The organism is Gillisia marina, from assembly GCF_000258765.1.
Lineage (GTDB): Bacteria > Bacteroidota > Bacteroidia > Flavobacteriales > Flavobacteriaceae > Gillisia > Gillisia marina.
In genome coordinates this window covers 59,918-76,973 of the sequence record NZ_AJLT01000010.1, presented here as the reverse complement: position 1 = coordinate 76,973, position 17,056 = coordinate 59,918, and the positions used below count along the sequence as shown (strand labels likewise).

10 protein-coding genes and 2 pseudogenes are annotated in these 17,056 nt (G+C 37.4%); 10 read left to right on the top strand and 2 right to left on the bottom strand.

Annotated features, from left to right (window positions below):
* Positions 1-104: 104 nt before the first annotated feature.
* Entirely contained in the window at positions 105-935 is an 831-nt protein-coding gene (locus ON07_RS03110; RefSeq protein WP_010228131.1) for a universal stress protein, read from the bottom strand.
* A 156-nt stretch (positions 936-1,091) separates the two neighbouring features.
* Here ON07_RS03110 and rimP point away from each other — a divergent pair.
* The 3 genes and pseudogenes from rimP (at position 1,092) to infB (ending at position 5,667) form a co-directional block, all read left to right on the top strand.
* Positions 1,092-1,554: pseudogene (gene rimP, locus ON07_RS14350) on the top strand (ribosome assembly cofactor RimP).
* 12 nt (positions 1,555-1,566) lie between these two features.
* On the top strand, positions 1,567-2,796 hold the full coding sequence (gene nusA, locus ON07_RS03100) for a transcription termination factor NusA (RefSeq protein ID WP_010228126.1): 1,230 nt from the start codon (positions 1,567-1,569) through the stop codon (positions 2,794-2,796).
* Positions 2,797-2,853: 57 nt separating this feature from the next.
* Positions 2,854-5,667, top strand: a complete 2,814-nt coding sequence (infB, locus tag ON07_RS14345) for a translation initiation factor IF-2 (RefSeq protein WP_010228125.1) — start codon at positions 2,854-2,856, stop codon at positions 5,665-5,667.
* 620 nt (positions 5,668-6,287) lie between these two features.
* On the opposite strand, the gene ON07_RS03090 is transcribed toward infB, so the two are convergent.
* The gene (locus tag ON07_RS03090; RefSeq protein WP_010228123.1) at positions 6,288-6,680 is read right to left on the bottom strand and encodes an SPOR domain-containing protein; all 393 of its coding nucleotides are present in this window, start codon (positions 6,678-6,680) and stop codon (positions 6,288-6,290) included.
* Positions 6,681-6,915: 235 nt separating this feature from the next.
* Between ON07_RS03090 and ON07_RS03085 the strand changes: the two genes are divergently transcribed.
* From ON07_RS03085 to ON07_RS03055, 7 genes and pseudogenes are all read left to right on the top strand, one after another.
* Positions 6,916-8,250 carry a c-type cytochrome gene (locus ON07_RS03085; RefSeq protein WP_010228121.1) on the top strand — a complete coding sequence of 445 codons (1,335 nt, stop codon included), beginning with the start codon at positions 6,916-6,918 and terminating at the stop codon, positions 8,248-8,250.
* A gap of 59 nt (positions 8,251-8,309) precedes the next feature.
* Positions 8,310-11,391: pseudogene (locus ON07_RS14340) on the top strand (TAT-variant-translocated molybdopterin oxidoreductase).
* A 36-nt stretch (positions 11,392-11,427) separates the two neighbouring features.
* Complete coding sequence (nrfD, locus tag ON07_RS03075) at positions 11,428-13,221, top strand: NrfD/PsrC family molybdoenzyme membrane anchor subunit (RefSeq protein WP_010228119.1); 1,794 nt, start codon at positions 11,428-11,430, stop codon at positions 13,219-13,221.
* 5 nt (positions 13,222-13,226) lie between these two features.
* Entirely contained in the window at positions 13,227-13,751 is a 525-nt protein-coding gene (locus ON07_RS03070) for a DUF3341 domain-containing protein (RefSeq protein WP_010228117.1), read from the top strand.
* 9 nt (positions 13,752-13,760) lie between these two features.
* Positions 13,761-14,447: a c-type cytochrome gene (locus ON07_RS03065; RefSeq protein WP_010228115.1), complete on the top strand. Its 687-nt coding sequence runs from the start codon at positions 13,761-13,763 to the stop codon at positions 14,445-14,447.
* 26 nt (positions 14,448-14,473) lie between these two features.
* Positions 14,474-15,865 carry a hypothetical protein gene (locus tag ON07_RS03060; RefSeq protein ID WP_010228113.1) on the top strand — a complete coding sequence of 464 codons (1,392 nt, stop codon included), beginning with the start codon at positions 14,474-14,476 and terminating at the stop codon, positions 15,863-15,865.
* A gap of 30 nt (positions 15,866-15,895) precedes the next feature.
* The gene (locus ON07_RS03055; RefSeq protein ID WP_010228110.1) at positions 15,896-17,056 is read left to right on the top strand and encodes a cytochrome c oxidase subunit II; all 1,161 of its coding nucleotides are present in this window, start codon (positions 15,896-15,898) and stop codon (positions 17,054-17,056) included.

The following is a 17,056-nucleotide window of genomic DNA, read 5'->3' as shown; positions in this document are numbered from 1 at the left end:
AAAAAAATGGATCAAAAAAATGTATCAGCTACAAGAGATAAAACAAAGTCGTTTTGGAATTACCTTTGGTTGTGCATTCGTAATGGTGCTTTAAAGAGCTTTCTTTAAATTTTAAATGTAACAACCGGGCGGTTGGCATGATTTACTAAATCTTCACTTATGCTGCCATTAAAGAAATGTGCCAAGCCTTTTCTGCCATGCGTACTAATACCAATTAATCCGGCATTAATGCTTTCAGCGAAATTTAATACGCCTTTTTCTACAGTAACATCATTAAATACATTTAGGCTGTGATGGTTTAAATCTTCCCCTTTTACAAAATCTTTGAGAGATTGAGTAGCCTCCGAGGTTGTTTTAAAATTGTTTGCAGTATTTATATATACTAAATGTAAATGTGCATTTATTTTATTGGCAAATTGGATGGCTTTATTTAAAGTGTGTTTATGTTCTAGATTGCAGTCTGTTGCAAACACAAAACTGTTAATATCAAATTCTTCGTGATCATTTTTAATTACCAATACGGGGATGTTGGAATTTCGAACCACTTTTTCTGTGTTAGAACCAATAAATACTTCTTTAAGTCCGCTAGCGCCATGGGAACCCATAACAATAAGATCACAATTATGTTCCTTGCTTACCTCCATAATCCCATCGAAGGCTTGATGAAACTCTACAATATCATGAACTTTAATTCCTTGCAAATAGGGTTTGTCAATTAACTTTTTAAATTTTTTCTTGGCTAGTTTCATGAAAAAAAGTGCCTCCGGTAAATTTTGTGAGCCGGTTCCGCCAACGGGATCCACCAATTGCAGCGGTAATTCTAGCATATGTAAAAGATATACTTCACCATCAAATCGATTGGCCAATTTTGCAGCAACTCTTAGAGCGTTTTCCGCTTGAGCAGAAAAGTCTGTTGGAACTAGGATTCTTTTCATGGTAAAGCTTTAAGAATGATTGTATTATTAAAATTACGAATAAAATTTCATTTTAAAAGCAGTTTCAATTCTTCAATAATTTTTATTATATTTGCAGCGTTGAAACGAAAATAAATACAGCGAGGGGACGAAAAGTCCCCTCTTTTTATAAGCATTATGTTGCAGGAACGAGTAGAAAATTTACTGGAAGAAGCCTTTCAAGAAAATAATTCCTTATTTTTAATAGCCTTAAATATTTCCGATCAAAATCACATTACTGTTGTGATAGATGGGGATAACGGTGTTACGGTAAGTGATTGTGTGGCGGTAAGCAGGAAGGTCGAAGGAGAGTTAGACGAAGATGAAATAGATTTTTCATTGGAAGTTGCTTCTGCGGGTGCTGCTGCGCCTTTGAAATTTCCTCGACAGTACAAAAAAAAATATTGGAAGAACACTGGCTGTCCAAACAAATTCTAATAAATTTGAAGGAAAATTACAGCAGGTTTCAGAAGATGATATTACTATAGCTTGGCAAGCAAGAGAGCCAAAACCTATAGGTAAAGGAAAAGTGACCGTAGATAAAGAAGCTACAATAGCATTTCAAGACATTTTGGAAGCTAAAGTTGTGATAACATTTTAATAATAATTTGATATGGAAAATATCGCTTTAATAGAGTCTTTTTCAGAATTTAAAGATGATAAGCTGATAGATCGAGTAACTTTAATGGCAATTTTGGAAGATGTTTTCAGAAGTGCTTTAAAGAAAAAATATGGGGAAGATGATAACTTTGATATCATTGTAAATCCCGATAAAGGGGATTTGGAGATTTGGAGAAACCGTGTTGTAGTGGCAGATGGAGAAGTAGAAGACCCAAATCAAGAAATATCTTTAGCTGAAGCTCGAAGAATTGAGCCCGATTTTGAAGTAGGTGAAGATGTATCTGAAGAAGTAAAATTAATGGACCTTGGAAGAAGATCTATTTTGGCATTGCGTCAAAACTTGATTGCTAAGATTCATGAACATGACAATACAAATATTTACAAGCAGTTTAAAGAACTTGAAGGTGAGATTTATACTGCAGAAGTTCACCATATTCGTCATAGAGCAATTATATTGTTGGATGATGAAGGAAACGAGATCATCCTTCCAAAAGATCGTCAAATCCCTTCAGATTTTTTCAGAAAAGGAGAGAACGTTCGTGGAATTATTGAGAGTGTAGAATTAAAAGGGAGTAAGCCACAAATTATCATGTCGCGAACTGCCCCGGTTTTCCTGGAGAAATTATTCGAACAGGAAATTCCTGAAGTTTTTGATGGTTTAATTACTGTTAAAAAAGTAGTTCGTATTCCTGGTGAAAAAGCAAAAGTTGCTGTAGATTCTTACGATGATAGAATAGATCCTGTAGGAGCATGTGTGGGGATGAAAGGTTCAAGAATCCACAGTATTGTGCGTGAATTGGGCAACGAAAATATAGATGTTATTAATTACACCAATAACGATCAACTATTTATAACAAGGGCTTTAAGTCCTGCTAAAATTGTTTCTATCAAATTAAACGATGAGACAAAACATGCAGAAGTGATACTTAAACCGGAAGAAGTTTCTAAAGCGATTGGTCGTGGAGGTCACAACATTAGGCTTGCGGGTCAACTTACAGGTTATGAGATTGATGTGTTTAGAGACGGTGGAGAAGAAGATGTAGAGCTTAAAGAATTCTCTGATGAGATCGAAGATTGGGTGATCGCAGAATTTGCGAAAATCGGTTTAGATACGGCGAAGAGTATTTTGGAACAAGATGTGAATGATCTTGTAAGAAGAACAGATCTTGAAGAAGAGACTGTGCTTCAAGTGATACAAGTTTTAAGAAATGAATTTGAATAAATGTCAATTTTTTTAAATTGATAATAATAAAATAAGAGGTTAAATTAGAGGCAATTTATGGCTGAAGCAAAAACAATGCGACTAAACAAGGTACTACGTGAATTCAATATTTCGCTAGATCGTGCTGTGGAATTTTTAAATTCCAAAGGACACGAAATAGAGGCACGTCCTACCACCAAAATTTCTGAGGGTATCTACCAAGTCTTAGCTGATCAATTTCAGACAGATAAGAGCAAGAAGGTACAGTCCAAAGAAGTTGGGGAAGAGAAGCGCAAGGAGAAGGAGGAATTGCGTTTAGCTCGTGAGAAGGAGTTAGATGACAAGAGGAAGGATGAGGTTAAAAAGCAAGAAGTTATAAGTGCCAGAGCTAAATTAGAAGGACCTAAGCAAGTTGGTAAAATAGACTTGGATAAAAAATCTGGTGACGACAAGAAGGCTGAAGAGAAAAAGCCGGAGGTTGAAAAAACTGAAGCTAAAACTCAGGAAGCTGAAGCTCCTAAGGCTGAAAAAGCTAAAGAAGCTCCTGTGAAAGAGGAGGTTGAGAAGCCTAAGGCTACAGAAACTGATAAGCCGGTGGTTGAAACACCTAAGGCGGATGCTAAGACTTCTAGGAAAGAAGAAACTAAAAAGGAAACCGAATCTCCGAAAGCTGAAGCTCCAAAAGCTGAAGCAGAAAAGACTGAAGAGAAAGCGGTTTCAGGGAAAATTGGTAGTGAAGCTGCACCTGCAAAAGTTGGTGGAGAAGCGGAAGCTGCAAAAGATCCAGAAAATGAGACTCTTAAAACAAATTATGCTAAGTTAAGCGGCCCAAATTTTACTGGAGAAAAAATTGATCTTTCTAAGTTCAAAAAACCGGTTAAAAAGAAGGATGATAAAAAAGCTGCAGACGACAAGAATAAAAAGCGTCGTCGTAGAATTAGTAAAGATGTAAAGCCTGGAACGGCACAACCTGCTGGAACATTCAGCAAGTCCCGATCTGGTGGAAAAAGACCGGCGAGACCTGCCATAGTTAAGGAAGAGCCTAGTGAAGAAGAAGTTCAAAAGCAAGTTAGAGAGACCTTAGAAAAACTTCAAGGAAAATCTAGCAAAGGAAAAGGAGCTAAATATAGAAGAGGTAAACGTGATCAGCACCGTCAACGTACAGAAGATGATGCTGCACAACAGGAATTAGACAATAAGATCTTAAAAGTAACAGAGTTTGTTACTGTAAGTGAAGTTGCTACGATGATGGATGTGCCGGTAACTAAGATTATCTCTGCTTGTATGTCTCTTGGAATGATGGTAACGATGAATCAGCGATTAGATGCTGAAACTTTGTCTATTGTTGCGAGTGAATTTGATTATGAAGTTGAGTTTGTTTCCGCAGATATTGAAGTGGCGGCAGAAGAGGAGAAAGATAATCCTGAGGATCTTGAGCCAAGAGCGCCAATTGTTACGGTGATGGGACACGTAGATCACGGGAAAACATCTTTACTGGATTATATACGTGAAGAAAATGTAATTGCAGGTGAAAGCGGTGGAATTACACAACATATTGGTGCATACGGGGTAGAATTAAGTGGAGGTCAAAAAATAGCATTTTTGGATACTCCTGGTCACGAGGCCTTTACCGCGATGCGTGCAAGGGGTGCGCAGGTAACAGATATTGCAATTATTGTAATTGCAGCAGATGATGATGTGATGCCTCAAACAAAGGAAGCTATATCGCATGCGCAAGCAGCCGGAGTTCCTATTGTTTTTGCAATCAATAAATCTGATTTGCCAACGGCGAATCCAGAAAAGATAAAAGAGAAATTAGCTGCTATGAATCTTCTTGTAGAAGATTGGGGTGGAAAAATACAATCGCACGATATTTCTGCAAAAACAGGAAATGGTGTTAAAGAGTTGCTTGAAAAAGTATTGCTAGAAGCAGAAATTTTAGAGTTAACTGCAAATCCAAATAAACCGGCAAAAGGTACGGTTGTGGAAGCGTTCTTGGATAAAGGAAGAGGGTATGTCTCTACTATTTTAGTTCAAGAAGGTGGTCTTAAAGTTGGAGATTATGTGTTGGCTGGCCGCAATAGTGGTAAGATTAAAGCAATGCAAGATGAAAGAGGGAAAGATGTAGAACTGGCTGGTCCTTCAACTCCGGTTTCAATCTTAGGATTGGATGGAGCGCCACAGGCAGGTGATAAATTTAGAGTAATGCTAGATGAGCGTGAAGCTAAAGATATTGCAGCTAAACGTACTCAATTGCAAAGAGAGCAATCTGTTAGAACGCAACGTCATATTACGCTGGATGAAATTGGAAGACGTATTGCGCTTGGTGAATTTAAAGAGATTAATATTATCTTGAAAGGGGATGTGGATGGTTCTGTTGAGGCATTAACAGATAGTTTCCAGAAATTATCTACTGAAGAAATTCAAGTAAGTATTATACATAAAGGAGTTGGTCCAATTACAGAGAGTGATGTGTTATTAGCTTCGGCTTCAGATGCGGTGATCATCGGATTTAATGTGCGTCCTGCAGGAAATGCGAGACAAATTGCAGATAAGGAAGAAATCGATATCAGAACATACTCAATTATCTACGATGCGATCAATGATCTTAGAGATGCTATGGAGGGAATGTTATCTCCAGAGATGAAAGAAGAAATCACTGGTACTGCAGAGATTAGAGAATTGTTTAAAATATCTAAAGTCGGGACAATTGCAGGTTGTATGGTAACAGCTGGTAAGATCTACAGAAACGAAGGTATTAGATTGATTCGTGATGGAGTTGTGGTTTACACAGGTGAGCTAATTGCACTGAAACGATTTAAAGATGATGTAAAAGAAGTTGCTAAAGGATACGATTGTGGTATGCAGATTAAAAAACTACAACGATATTAAAGAAGGCGATATCATTGAAGGATATAGAGAGATTGCTGTGAAGAAGAAAATGAAGAAGTAAAAAGCAATTTTTATAATTTTTAAAAAAGCTGTCTGGATTAATTTCGTACAGCTTTTTTCTTTTTCTTAAATACTAAAGCTAACTAAAGTCATTTTGAACCAAGAGTAGCGCAGTACAAAATCTCATTAAGCTGAAAAGAGATTTCTCCTGCGTCGGAATGAAAAAGGCTGGAATAGCACTATAATTAATTTACATTTCCCAGGGTTTCTAAATGTCATTCTGAATGAAGAGCATTGCAATGAAGAATCTCTGTTATAATAATCACTAAGACTCCTCCATTTACCGCAATGATAAATGTCATCCTCAATTCATTTCAGGATCTTAACTAATTCCTGTATTTGCGATGGGAACTTCTAAATTTTAAGAGGCTTCGACGTGCTCAGCCTGACGATACCGTCACAATATCATCATGTTCCGATTGTAACCTAGATGTCGAAGGATTTAATGCAATGCAATAGCTTTAAAATGTATTTCTAAACTAAATGCTGAATCTCTTAAATTTAAAAAGCCCCATATTTCAATGAGGCTTTACTATCGATATTCTACACAAATTAGATTGTTATCCTCTTTGTGGTTTTGGTATAAATGCCGCGGGGAAGTCTCCCTTGATCTTCATAAGTGCACGATCTGCTTCCAGACGGTTTCTAAAGTTTCCAACCCACACTTTGTAGTTTGGGGTTTCGTAAATAATTTGTGAAGGCCATTCGGAATATTGAGATCTAAATTTTTTAATCACATCGCTGGCAGCATTATTATCACCGTAATACAGCTGGATCTTGTAACGCTCACCGAGCTTCCCTTCTTTGGTCATCGCTGCTTTCATTTCTAGCAAATTAGGGATATTTGCATCCTGCTGAATGTTCACTTTTCCGGTTTGCGCCACGCTAATTTGTTGAATTCCAAAGAGGAAAATTCCTATAAAAAAACAATCTTTAATTTTTAATATTCTCATTATAAAAAGGTTTGGTGTAAAAGTAAAATTAAATAACTGATTGAGGTGCGAATTTATTATTTAGAACTATTATAAATTACGTGTTAACACTTCTGCAACATTTCCCAAATCGACTTTAAGTGTTACTTTTGTGCCTGAATTTTAGGGGTGCGATACTAGTGTTTTATTGTTGTTATTAATAAATAATAGTTATAAAATACCGTGCCAAACATAAGACGTTAATTCAACTTACAATATGAAAAAGGTGAAATTCCGCCATTCAACTTCCAGATTACTACTGCTTTCAGTGGTTTTTCTGCTTTCATTTACCAATTTAAATTTTGCTCAGGAAGGTCAAGATCCGGCTGATGCAGGGCAAGCTTCAGAGGCTCAGGCTGCAGAGCCTGGCTCGGGAGACGTTGCAAATGGTAAAGCATTATTCAACTCGTTGTGTGCTGCATGTCACAAACCTTATTCTAAATCTATCGGGCCGGCTCTTAACGGAGTGTCAGATAGACATTCTAGAACTTGGATAGATTCGTGGATTCAGAATTCAGCTGAAATGATTGCTTCTGGCGATGCACAGGCAGTTGCTATTTATGAAGAGTACAATAAAACGGCTATGCCGGCTTTTCCTCAATTAACCGAGGCTGAGATTGGAGATATTCTTGCATATGTAGAGCAGCCAAAGCCAACTCCAGTTGCTGCAACAGCTAATGGAGGAACTGCAGATGGTGGTTCAGGCGGAGGAGTTTCAAACAATGTTATTTTAATGATATTGGCATTTGTGTTAGTGATGCTTCTAATCGTATTGTTCTTGGTGAACAAGACGTTGAGAAATTTTGCTACGGCAAGCGGAGTAGAGCTTCCTGTGAAAGAGAATAGAAAGCCTTTATATAAATCATTTGTTGAAAATCAATTTTTAGTATTGGTAACTGCAATTATCGTATTGCTTGCAAGTGGATATATGGTTTATGGCTTCTTTATGCAAGTTGGGGTAGATCAAGGATATCAGCCAATACAACCAATTCATTATTCGCATAGAATTCACGCAGGAGACAACCAGATAGAATGTAAATATTGTCATTCTTCAGCTAGAACTTCAAAACATTCAGGGATTCCTTCTCTAAATGTTTGTATGAACTGTCATAAGTCTATTGGAGAAGTTGCTGAATCTACTGCTACAGAGGAGTATTCAAAAGAATTCTACGATAAAGAGATCAAAAAATTATACGAGGCAACCGGATGGGATCCTGCAGAGCAGGCCTACACAGGTGAGACCAAACCGGTTAAATGGGTTAGAATTCACAACTTGCCAGATTTCGCATATTTCAATCACTCTCAACACGTTTCAGTTGCGGGAATAGAATGTCAGAAATGTCACGGTCCAATTCAGGAGATGGAAGTTGTTTATCAAGATGCTCCATTAACTATGGGATGGTGTATTAACTGTCACCGAGAAACTAACGTGAAAATGGCCGGTAATGAATATTACGAAAAGATTCACGAAGAATTATCTAAGAAATATGGAGTAGAGGAATTGACTGCTGCTCAGTTAGGTGGTTTGGAATGTGGTAAATGCCACTATTAATAAAAAAAGTCAGGCCTGAGCAATCGGGTAATTAATTAAGAAGTAATATCTAGATATATATGTCATCAAACAAGAAATACTGGAAAAGTGTTGAAGAGCTAAATGAAAATAGCTCTATTGTTGAGACGCTCCAACAAAAAGAGTTTGCAGAAGAAATTCCTACCGATGAATTCTTAGGTGATAAGGATTCTTTAAGTAGTTCTTCTACAACCCGTCGTGATTTTCTTAAATATGTTGGTTTTAGTACGGCAGCGGCTTCTTTAGCGGCTTGTGAAGGTCCGGTTATTAAATCCATTCCTTATTTAGTGCAGCCAGAAAGAATTGTACCTGGAATAGCAAACTATTATGCAACTACCATTGCAGATGGATTTGATTTCTCTAGCGTGCTGGTAAAAACTCGCGAGGGACGTCCAATTAAAATTGATAACAATACACTATCTGCTGGAAGAGCTGGTGCAAACGCGAGAGTGAATGCTTCTGTACTTTCTTTATATGATAGTAAAAGAGTAAAAAGACCAATGGCTAATGGCCAGAATGTGTCTTGGGAAGATTTCGACAAGCAAGTTGGAGATGCATTGGAAGGTGTGACTGGAGAAGTTGTTCTTCTAACTCAAACTTTTGCAAGTCCTTCTACTTCAAAATTAATAAATGAATTTTCAGGTAAATTCGGAAATGTGCGTCACGTTGTATACGATGCTGTTTCTGAAGATGCTGCATTAACTGCTTTTCAATCTAAATACGGAACCAGAGCACTAGCAAACTACGATTTTTCTAAAGCTGGAACTATTGTTTCTGTTGGTGCAGATTTCTTAGCAGATTGGCAAGGTGGTGGTTACGATGCCGGATATGCTAAGACAAGAATTCCTGAAAACGGAAAAATGTCTCGTCATATTCAGTTTGAATCTAATATGACTTTATCTGGAGCAAATGCAGATAAACGTATTCCAGTTACTCCGGCACAACAACGTGCAGTTTTAGCGGCCTTATATGGATATATTTCCGGAGCTTCCACTAGTGGTGACCTTCCCGGTAAATTAGATGACGCTGTTGTAAAGGCAGCTTCACAATTAAGAAAAGCAGGTAGTAAAGGGGTTGTTGTTTCTGGACTTCCAGATGCAGATGCTCAGGCTTTAGTGTTGGCTATTAATGAGGCTTTAGGTAGCCAAGTGATGGACAGTGCTAATCCAAAAATGACTCGCCAAGGGAATGCTACTGCGGTTGCTAAATTGGTGGAGGATATGCAGAATGGAAGCATCGGTGCGATTTTAATTGCAGGGGTGAATCCAGCGTACAGTTTACCAAATTCAAAAGAATTTGCAAAAGCATTAAAAGATATTGAAGTTTCTGTTGCTTTCTCTATGAAAGAAGATGAAACGGCTAAATTGTGTAAGTTCATTGCTGCTACGCCTCATTATTTAGAGAGCTGGGGAGATGTTCAATTCACAAAAAATAATTTCAGCTTGATGCAACCTACTATCAGACCTTTGTTTGATACTAGACAGTTTCAGGATTGTTTATTGAAATGGAACGGATCTGATAAATCTTACTATGAGTATATCAAGGAAACTTGGAGCTTTTTAGGAACAGATGCTTGGAACACCGCATTGCATGATGGTGTTTTTGAAGGAACTGCTCCTGTTTCAGTTGCAACTTCTACTTCAGACTTTGTTGGGAGTACAATCAATACAAGTACTGCTGCACGTAATTTAAGTACAGCTTCAGAAGGTAAAGGTTTTCAGTTAAGCCTTTATACTAAAATATCTATGGGAGATGGGCAGCAAGCTAACAACCCATGGTTGCAGGAAATGCCAGACCCTCTTACAAGATCTTCTTGGGATAACTATTTAACCATTTCTCGTGACGATGCAGATGCGCTTGAGCTTATGAATGAGAATGTTGCAAACGGTGCCTTAAATGGTAGCTATGTTAACATTAAAATGGATGATGTAGAGTTAAAGAATGTTCCTGTACTTATTCAGCCTGGACAGGCAAAAGGATCTGTAGGTCTTGCGCTTGGTTATGGGAAGAAAGAAGGAATTCAAGAAGAAATGCAGGTAGGTGTAAATGCTTACCCTTTATATAAAGACTTCAGTTCTATTCAATACGTAAATATTGAGAAAGCTGCTGGAGTTCATGAGTTTGCAAGTGTTCAGTTACAGAACACACTTATGGGTCGTGGAGATATCATCAAGGAAACTACCTTGGAGATCTTCAATACCAAAGACAAGAACGCATATAACAAAACTCCGGAAGTTTCTTTAAATCATATTGAGACTGCGGTTACTTCTCCGGAAGTGGATCTTTGGGAGAGTTTTGATAGAGAAGTAGGACATCATTTTAATCTTTCTATAGATTTAAATGCATGTACTGGATGTGGAGCTTGTGTTATCGCATGTCATTCTGAAAACAACGTTCCGGTTGTTGGTAAGCAGGAGATTAGAAAATCTAGAGATATGCACTGGTTGCGTATAGATAGATATTATTCTTCTGAAGAAAGCTTCGCTGGAGACATCGATAAAAAAAGATGATATTTCAGGCTTAGGAGATTCTTTATCTCAGTTAACTGAAATGGAATTGCCGGCAGATAATCCTCAAGTGGTTTTCCAACCGGTAATGTGTCAGCACTGTAACCATGCGCCATGTGAAACTGTTTGTCCGGTTGCGGCAACTTCTCACGGTCGTCAAGGTCAGAACCAAATGATTTATAACAGATGTGTAGGTACAAGATATTGTGCTAACAACTGTCCTTATAAAGTACGTCGTTTTAACTGGTTTAATTACGCGAAAAACGATGAGTTCGATTACCATATGAACAACGATCTTGGAAGAATGGTATTGAATCCAGATGTTACAGTTCGTTCTAGAGGAGTTATGGAGAAATGTTCTATGTGTATTCAAAAAACACAAAAAACAATTCTTGATGCTAAGCGTGATGGACGAGTAATTGAAGATGGAGAATTCCACACAGCTTGTTCTGCAGCATGTGATAAAGGCGCTATGGTCTTTGGAGATGTGAATGATAAAGATGCTAAGATTCATGATAGAGTGGAGGATAAGAGAATGTACCACTTATTGGAATATGTAGGAACTAAGCCAAATGTGATGTATCAAACGAAGGTTAGAAATACTTCAGAAGCTTAAAAATTAATATTAGTAAAGAATCAATTATAAAAGGATATGTCTCATTACGAAGCACCTATTAGAAAGCCTTTAGTTACCGGAGAAAAGAGCTATCACGATGTAACCATAGATGTGGCTGCACCGGTTGAAGGTCGGGCAAATAAGCACTGGTGGATAGTTTTTTCTATCTCGCTAATCGCTTTTCTTTGGGGATTAGGTTGTATAATTTATACCATTTCTACCGGAATTGGAACTTGGGGATTAAACAAGACCGTTGGTTGGGCTTGGGATATTACCAACTTTGTTTGGTGGGTAGGTATCGGTCACGCAGGAACACTTATTTCTGCTGTACTATTATTATTCCGTCAAAAATGGAGAATGGCGATTAACCGTTCTGCAGAAGCAATGACGATTTTCTCTGTAATGCAGGCGGGATTATTCCCAATTATCCACATGGGTCGTCCATGGTTAGCTTATTGGGTATTGCCAATTCCAAATCAGTTTGGTTCGTTATGGGTGAACTTTAACTCTCCATTACTTTGGGATGTATTTGCTATTTCTACGTATTTATCGGTATCTCTTGTATTCTGGTGGACAGGTTTACTTCCGGATTTTGCAATGATTAGAGATAGAGCAATTACTCCTTTCAATAAAAAAATCTACGGAATTCTATCTTTTGGATGGAGTGGACGTGCAAAGGATTGGCAACGTTTTGAAGAAGTATCTTTGGTACTTGCAGGTTTGGCAACTCCATTAGTACTTTCTGTACATACCATTGTATCATTTGACTTTGCTACTTCGGTAATTCCTGGATGGCATACTACCATTTTCCCTCCATATTTTGTTGCTGGGGCGGTATTCTCTGGATTCGCGATGGTAAACACACTTTTGATCATTATGAGAAAAGTGTCTAATCTTGAAGACTATATTACTATCCAGCATATCGAATTGATGAACATTGTAATCATGATTACAGGTTCTATCGTTGGGTGTGCGTATATAACCGAATTATTTGTTGCTTGGTACTCTGGAGTAGAATACGAACAATATGCATTCCTTAACAGAGCAACCGGACCTTATTGGTGGGCTTACTGGGCGATGATGACGTGTAACGTTTTCTCTCCACAATTTATGTGGTTCCCTAAATTAAGAAGAAGTATTATGTTCTCTTTCTTCATCTCTATCGTAGTAAACATCGGGATGTGGTTCGAACGTTTTGTAATTATCGTGACCTCTTTGCACCGTGATTACTTACCATCTTCATGGACGATGTTCTCACCTACGTTTGTAGATATCGGGATCTTTATTGGAACCATTGGATTCTTCTTTGTATTGTTCTTATTATATGCGCGTTCTTTCCCGGTGATTGCACAAGCAGAGGTAAAAACAATTTTGAAATCTTCTGGAGCAATGTATAAGAAATTGCGTGCAGAGCATGGAGATCATGCAGATCACCGTAACACAGCATTTATGGCAGAACCTGCTGCAAATGAAGCTCACGGATTGCATAATAAAATGAATGATGATACTAATACTCATCAGCATGAAGAGACTGTAAATGCAGATGCATTAACGACTTCTGAAGTTCAGAAAGATAGACTAGATCAAATGCTTTCTAAAATTGGAGTTTATGATCCTGCAACTCAAACTGCAAGCGATCTTACCAAGTTAAAAGCTGCTGGACCATTATTACAACAACGTTTGCATCAAGTAGGAATTTATACATTCGCTCAGGTAAGCAGGTTGGAATCTAAAGATTTTGAATTGTTGAATGAGCTTATCGAAAATTTCCCTACGGAAACTATGAGAGAAGATTGGATTGCTCAGGCAATTAAACTTAATAATAACTAATTAGGATGGCATCAAAAGTAATACACGCTATTTATACCGATGATGATTTATTGCTACAAGCAGTAAAGCAAGTTCGTGACGCCCGGTACCACATCGCAGAGATTTATTCACCATTTCCTGTTCACGGTCTGGACAAAGCAATGGGACTAGAGCCAACTCGTTTGGCAATAGCTTCTTTCTTGTACGGATTAGTGGGAATGTCTGTTGCAATCCTAATGATGAATTTTATAATGATCTCAGATTGGCCACAGGATATTGGTGGAAAACCAAGTTTCAGCTTTTTGCAGAATCTACCTGCCTTCGTGCCTATTATATTTGAATTAACAGTGTTTTTTGCGGCTCACCTTATGGTGATTACTTTTTATATGAGAAGTAAATTATGGCCTTTTAAAGCTGCTGAAAATCCGGATGTAAGAACTACAGATGATCATTTCTTGATGGAAATTGATGCAGCGAACCATAGTGTAGAAGACCTTTCTAAGTTCTTATACGATACTGGAGCTCTTGAAATTAAATTAATTGAAAATTAATTAGACAGAATGAAAAGTTTATTTCATAAATCAATAGTTTTATTCTTAGTTGTAGTTACTGCTACTGCTTGTTTTAATAAGGATAAGCCAAACTATCAATATTTCCCGGACATGTACGAGCCGGTTCCTTATGAGACCTATGGGGAATACGATGTATTTTCCAATGGGCAGGAAGCTAAATTGCCAGTAGAAGGAACTATTCCAAGAGGATGGACACCTTATGGTTTCGAAAACACAAACGAAGGTTACGAGCAGTCTAAAGCGCAATTAACAAATCCGTTGCCTTATTCTGAAAAAAATATTGCTGCAGGGCAACAATTGTATACTATTTATTGTGCAGTATGTCACGGAGATCAAGGAGATGGAAAAGGAATCTTGGTAGAGCGTGAAAAAATATTAGGAGTACCAAGTTACGATGATGCTGGAAGAGCAATTACAGAAGGTAGTGTTTACCATGTAATGTATTACGGGTTAAACTCTATGGGTTCTTATGCATCTCAAACAACAATCGAGGAGCGTTGGCAAATAGATCACTATGTAATGAAATTGAAGGGAACTTTAGAAGGTAAGCCGGAAAGAGCAATGCAAAGCGATACAGCTACCGTTAAGAAGAATTTAGTTCCTGCTGTAAATGCCGATGCTACTATTTTAGGAGCTGAAGCAAATACGGAATTAGACCAAGAAAGTACAAACTAAAAATAACTGCACTTAGATATATTAATATGTACACGCTATCAAGTAGATTAAAATTAACTGCAATCATTTTTATGATTGTAGGAGCTATAGGCCTTGTTTATGCCTTTATCGCTGCCCCAGATACTATAGAAGATGTAAAGGAAATGATGGCTGCAGATGCGCACCATGGTTCCGAAGAGGTTGCAGTTGTAGAAAATGATGTTCATTTAGCAAACCCTGAGCATTCCGAAGATGAGCATATAATAGCTGAAGATCACGAAGGTGAAGAAGCTCATGGAGAAACAACTCATGGAGATGAAGCAGGTCACGATAATGAGCATTACGAACACTTATTACACCAATTGCAGAACAAACCTTGGGCTGCGGTATATATTGCTGCATTCTTCTTTTTTATGATCGCTCTTGGAACAATGGCATTTTATGCAATTCAACAAGCTGCTCAGGCAGGATGGTCTCCGGTACTTTTTAGAGTAATGGAAGGAATTACAGCTTACTTATTACCGGGAAGTATTATTATGTTTGTTCTTCTTGCGCTATCTGGCTTTCATTTCAATCATTTATTCATTTGGATGGACCCAGAGGTTGTAGCTCATGATGAAATCATTCAGAATAAAACAGCTTACTTAAATGTGCCATTTTTATTAATAAGAGCGGCTATCTACATCGCTGGATGGAACATCTTCAGATATCTATTAAGAAGAAATTCTTTGAGATTGGATGAAGCTACAGACGATAGACTACACAAAACAAACTTTAAACTAGCGGCAGGATTTTTAGTGTTCTTCCTAGTTTCAGAATCTATGATGTCTTGGGACTGGATTATGAGTGTAGATCCGCACTGGTTTAGTACATTATTTGGATGGTACGTGTTTGCAAGTATGATTGTTTCTGCAGTTACTGTAATTGCATTAGTTACTATTTACCTTAAATCTAGAGGGTTCTTAGAATATGTAAACGATTCTCATATTCATGATCTAGCTAAGTTCATGTTCGGTTTCAGTATCTTCTGGACATACCTTTGGTTCTCTCAGTTTATGTTGATCTGGTATTCGAATATCCCGGAAGAGGTAACATACTTTATTACAAGAATAGATGACTATACCTTACCGTTCTTCGGAATGGTAGTAATGAACTTTGTGTTCCCGGTATTGTTACTTATGAATAGTGATTACAAGCGTATTAATTTGTTTGTAATTATGGCCGGAATTATTATCCTTTGTGGCCATTATATGGATATTTTTGTAATGATCATGCCGGCTACAGTTGGAGAGTCATGGTTTATAGGAATACCTGAAATAAGTGCTTTATTGCTGTTTGCAGGATTGTTCGTATTCGTAGTGTTTAGTGGCCTAACAAAAGCTCCTTTATTACCAAAACGAAATCCGTTTATTAAGGAGAGCAAGCATTTTCATTATTAATAAAAGATTGTTTAAAGAAGAAATAAAAAAATGACTGTATTTTTAGTAATCATTGTAATAGCACTTTTTGCCGTAACTGTATGGCAAATGTCCAAGATATTTGACTTATCTCGTGGCAGTCTTACAGATTCTTCACAAGTTGCAAATGAAAGAGACAATAAAATAAATGGGTATTTAATGCTCATGTTTGTGATCTTTCTATATGTTATTTCTATTTACTGTTTCTGGCACTATAGCAAGTTTTATTTGCCGGAAGCTTCGTCTGAACATGGTAGTGAAGTAGATACTTTAATGTTTATCTCTATCGCACTTATTATGTTTGTGCAAGTAATCACTCAAGGATTGCTGCACTGGTTTGCATATAAGTATCGAGGCGAAAAAGGCAAGAAAGCATTGTTCTTTGCGGATAATGATAAGCTTGAATTTATCTGGACAATTATTCCTGTAATAGTATTATCTGGATTAATTATCTACGGATTATTCACGTGGTCTGATATTATGAATATCAACGAAGAAGAAGATCCTCTAGTTATCGAAATCTATGCATATCAGTTTGACTGGAGAGCTCGTTATTCGGGTGAAGATAATACACTTGGAAAAGCCAACGTTCGTTTTATTCAAGGTGTAAATCAACTTGGAGTAGATGAAAGTGATTCTTATGGTGACGATGATGTTATTATAAATGAATTGCATTTACCAGTTGGAAGACCGGTATTGTTTAAATTTAGATCTCAGGATGTATTGCACTCTGCATATTTCCCACACTTTAGAGCTCAAATGAACGTTGTTCCCGGAATGATCACTCAATTTGGTTTCACTCCAACAATCACTTCAGAAGAGATTAGAGAAACTGAATATATGGTGGAAAAAGTTGCAAGAATTAATGCAATTAGAAAAGAAAAATCTAAAGAATTAGCGGCATCTGGAGAAGTGCCTTTAGATTCATATGAATTTGAATATTACTTGCTATGTAATAAAATATGTGGTCAAGGTCACTATAACATGCAAATGAAGATAGTTGTTGAAAGCGAAGAAGATTATAACGCTTGGATGAAAGAACAACAAACCTTTGGTGAAACCATGGCAGCACAGCAAAAAACAAAGCAGGATGTTCCTGTAGAGTTAGAAGAAGCTCCAATGGAAACAGAGGAAGATGCAGAAGTGGCAGTAGTAGAAAACAAGAACAATTAA

Coding starts and splice junctions, on each gene's coding strand:
- ON07_RS03110 (WP_010228131.1), bottom strand. CDS start 935: ATGAAAAGAATCCTAGTTCCAACAGACTTTTCTGCTCAAGCGGAAAAC.
- nusA (WP_010228126.1), top strand. CDS start 1,567: ATGGAAAATATCGCTTTAATAGAGTCTTTTTCAGAATTTAAAGATGAT.
- infB (WP_010228125.1), top strand. CDS start 2,854: ATGGCTGAAGCAAAAACAATGCGACTAAACAAGGTACTACGTGAATTC.
- ON07_RS03090 (WP_010228123.1), bottom strand. CDS start 6,680: ATGAGAATATTAAAAATTAAAGATTGTTTTTTTATAGGAATTTTCCTC.
- ON07_RS03085 (WP_010228121.1), top strand. CDS start 6,916: ATGAAAAAGGTGAAATTCCGCCATTCAACTTCCAGATTACTACTGCTT.
- nrfD (WP_010228119.1), top strand. CDS start 11,428: ATGTCTCATTACGAAGCACCTATTAGAAAGCCTTTAGTTACCGGAGAA.
- ON07_RS03070 (WP_010228117.1), top strand. CDS start 13,227: ATGGCATCAAAAGTAATACACGCTATTTATACCGATGATGATTTATTG.
- ON07_RS03065 (WP_010228115.1), top strand. CDS start 13,761: ATGAAAAGTTTATTTCATAAATCAATAGTTTTATTCTTAGTTGTAGTT.
- ON07_RS03060 (WP_010228113.1), top strand. CDS start 14,474: ATGTACACGCTATCAAGTAGATTAAAATTAACTGCAATCATTTTTATG.
- ON07_RS03055 (WP_010228110.1), top strand. CDS start 15,896: ATGACTGTATTTTTAGTAATCATTGTAATAGCACTTTTTGCCGTAACT.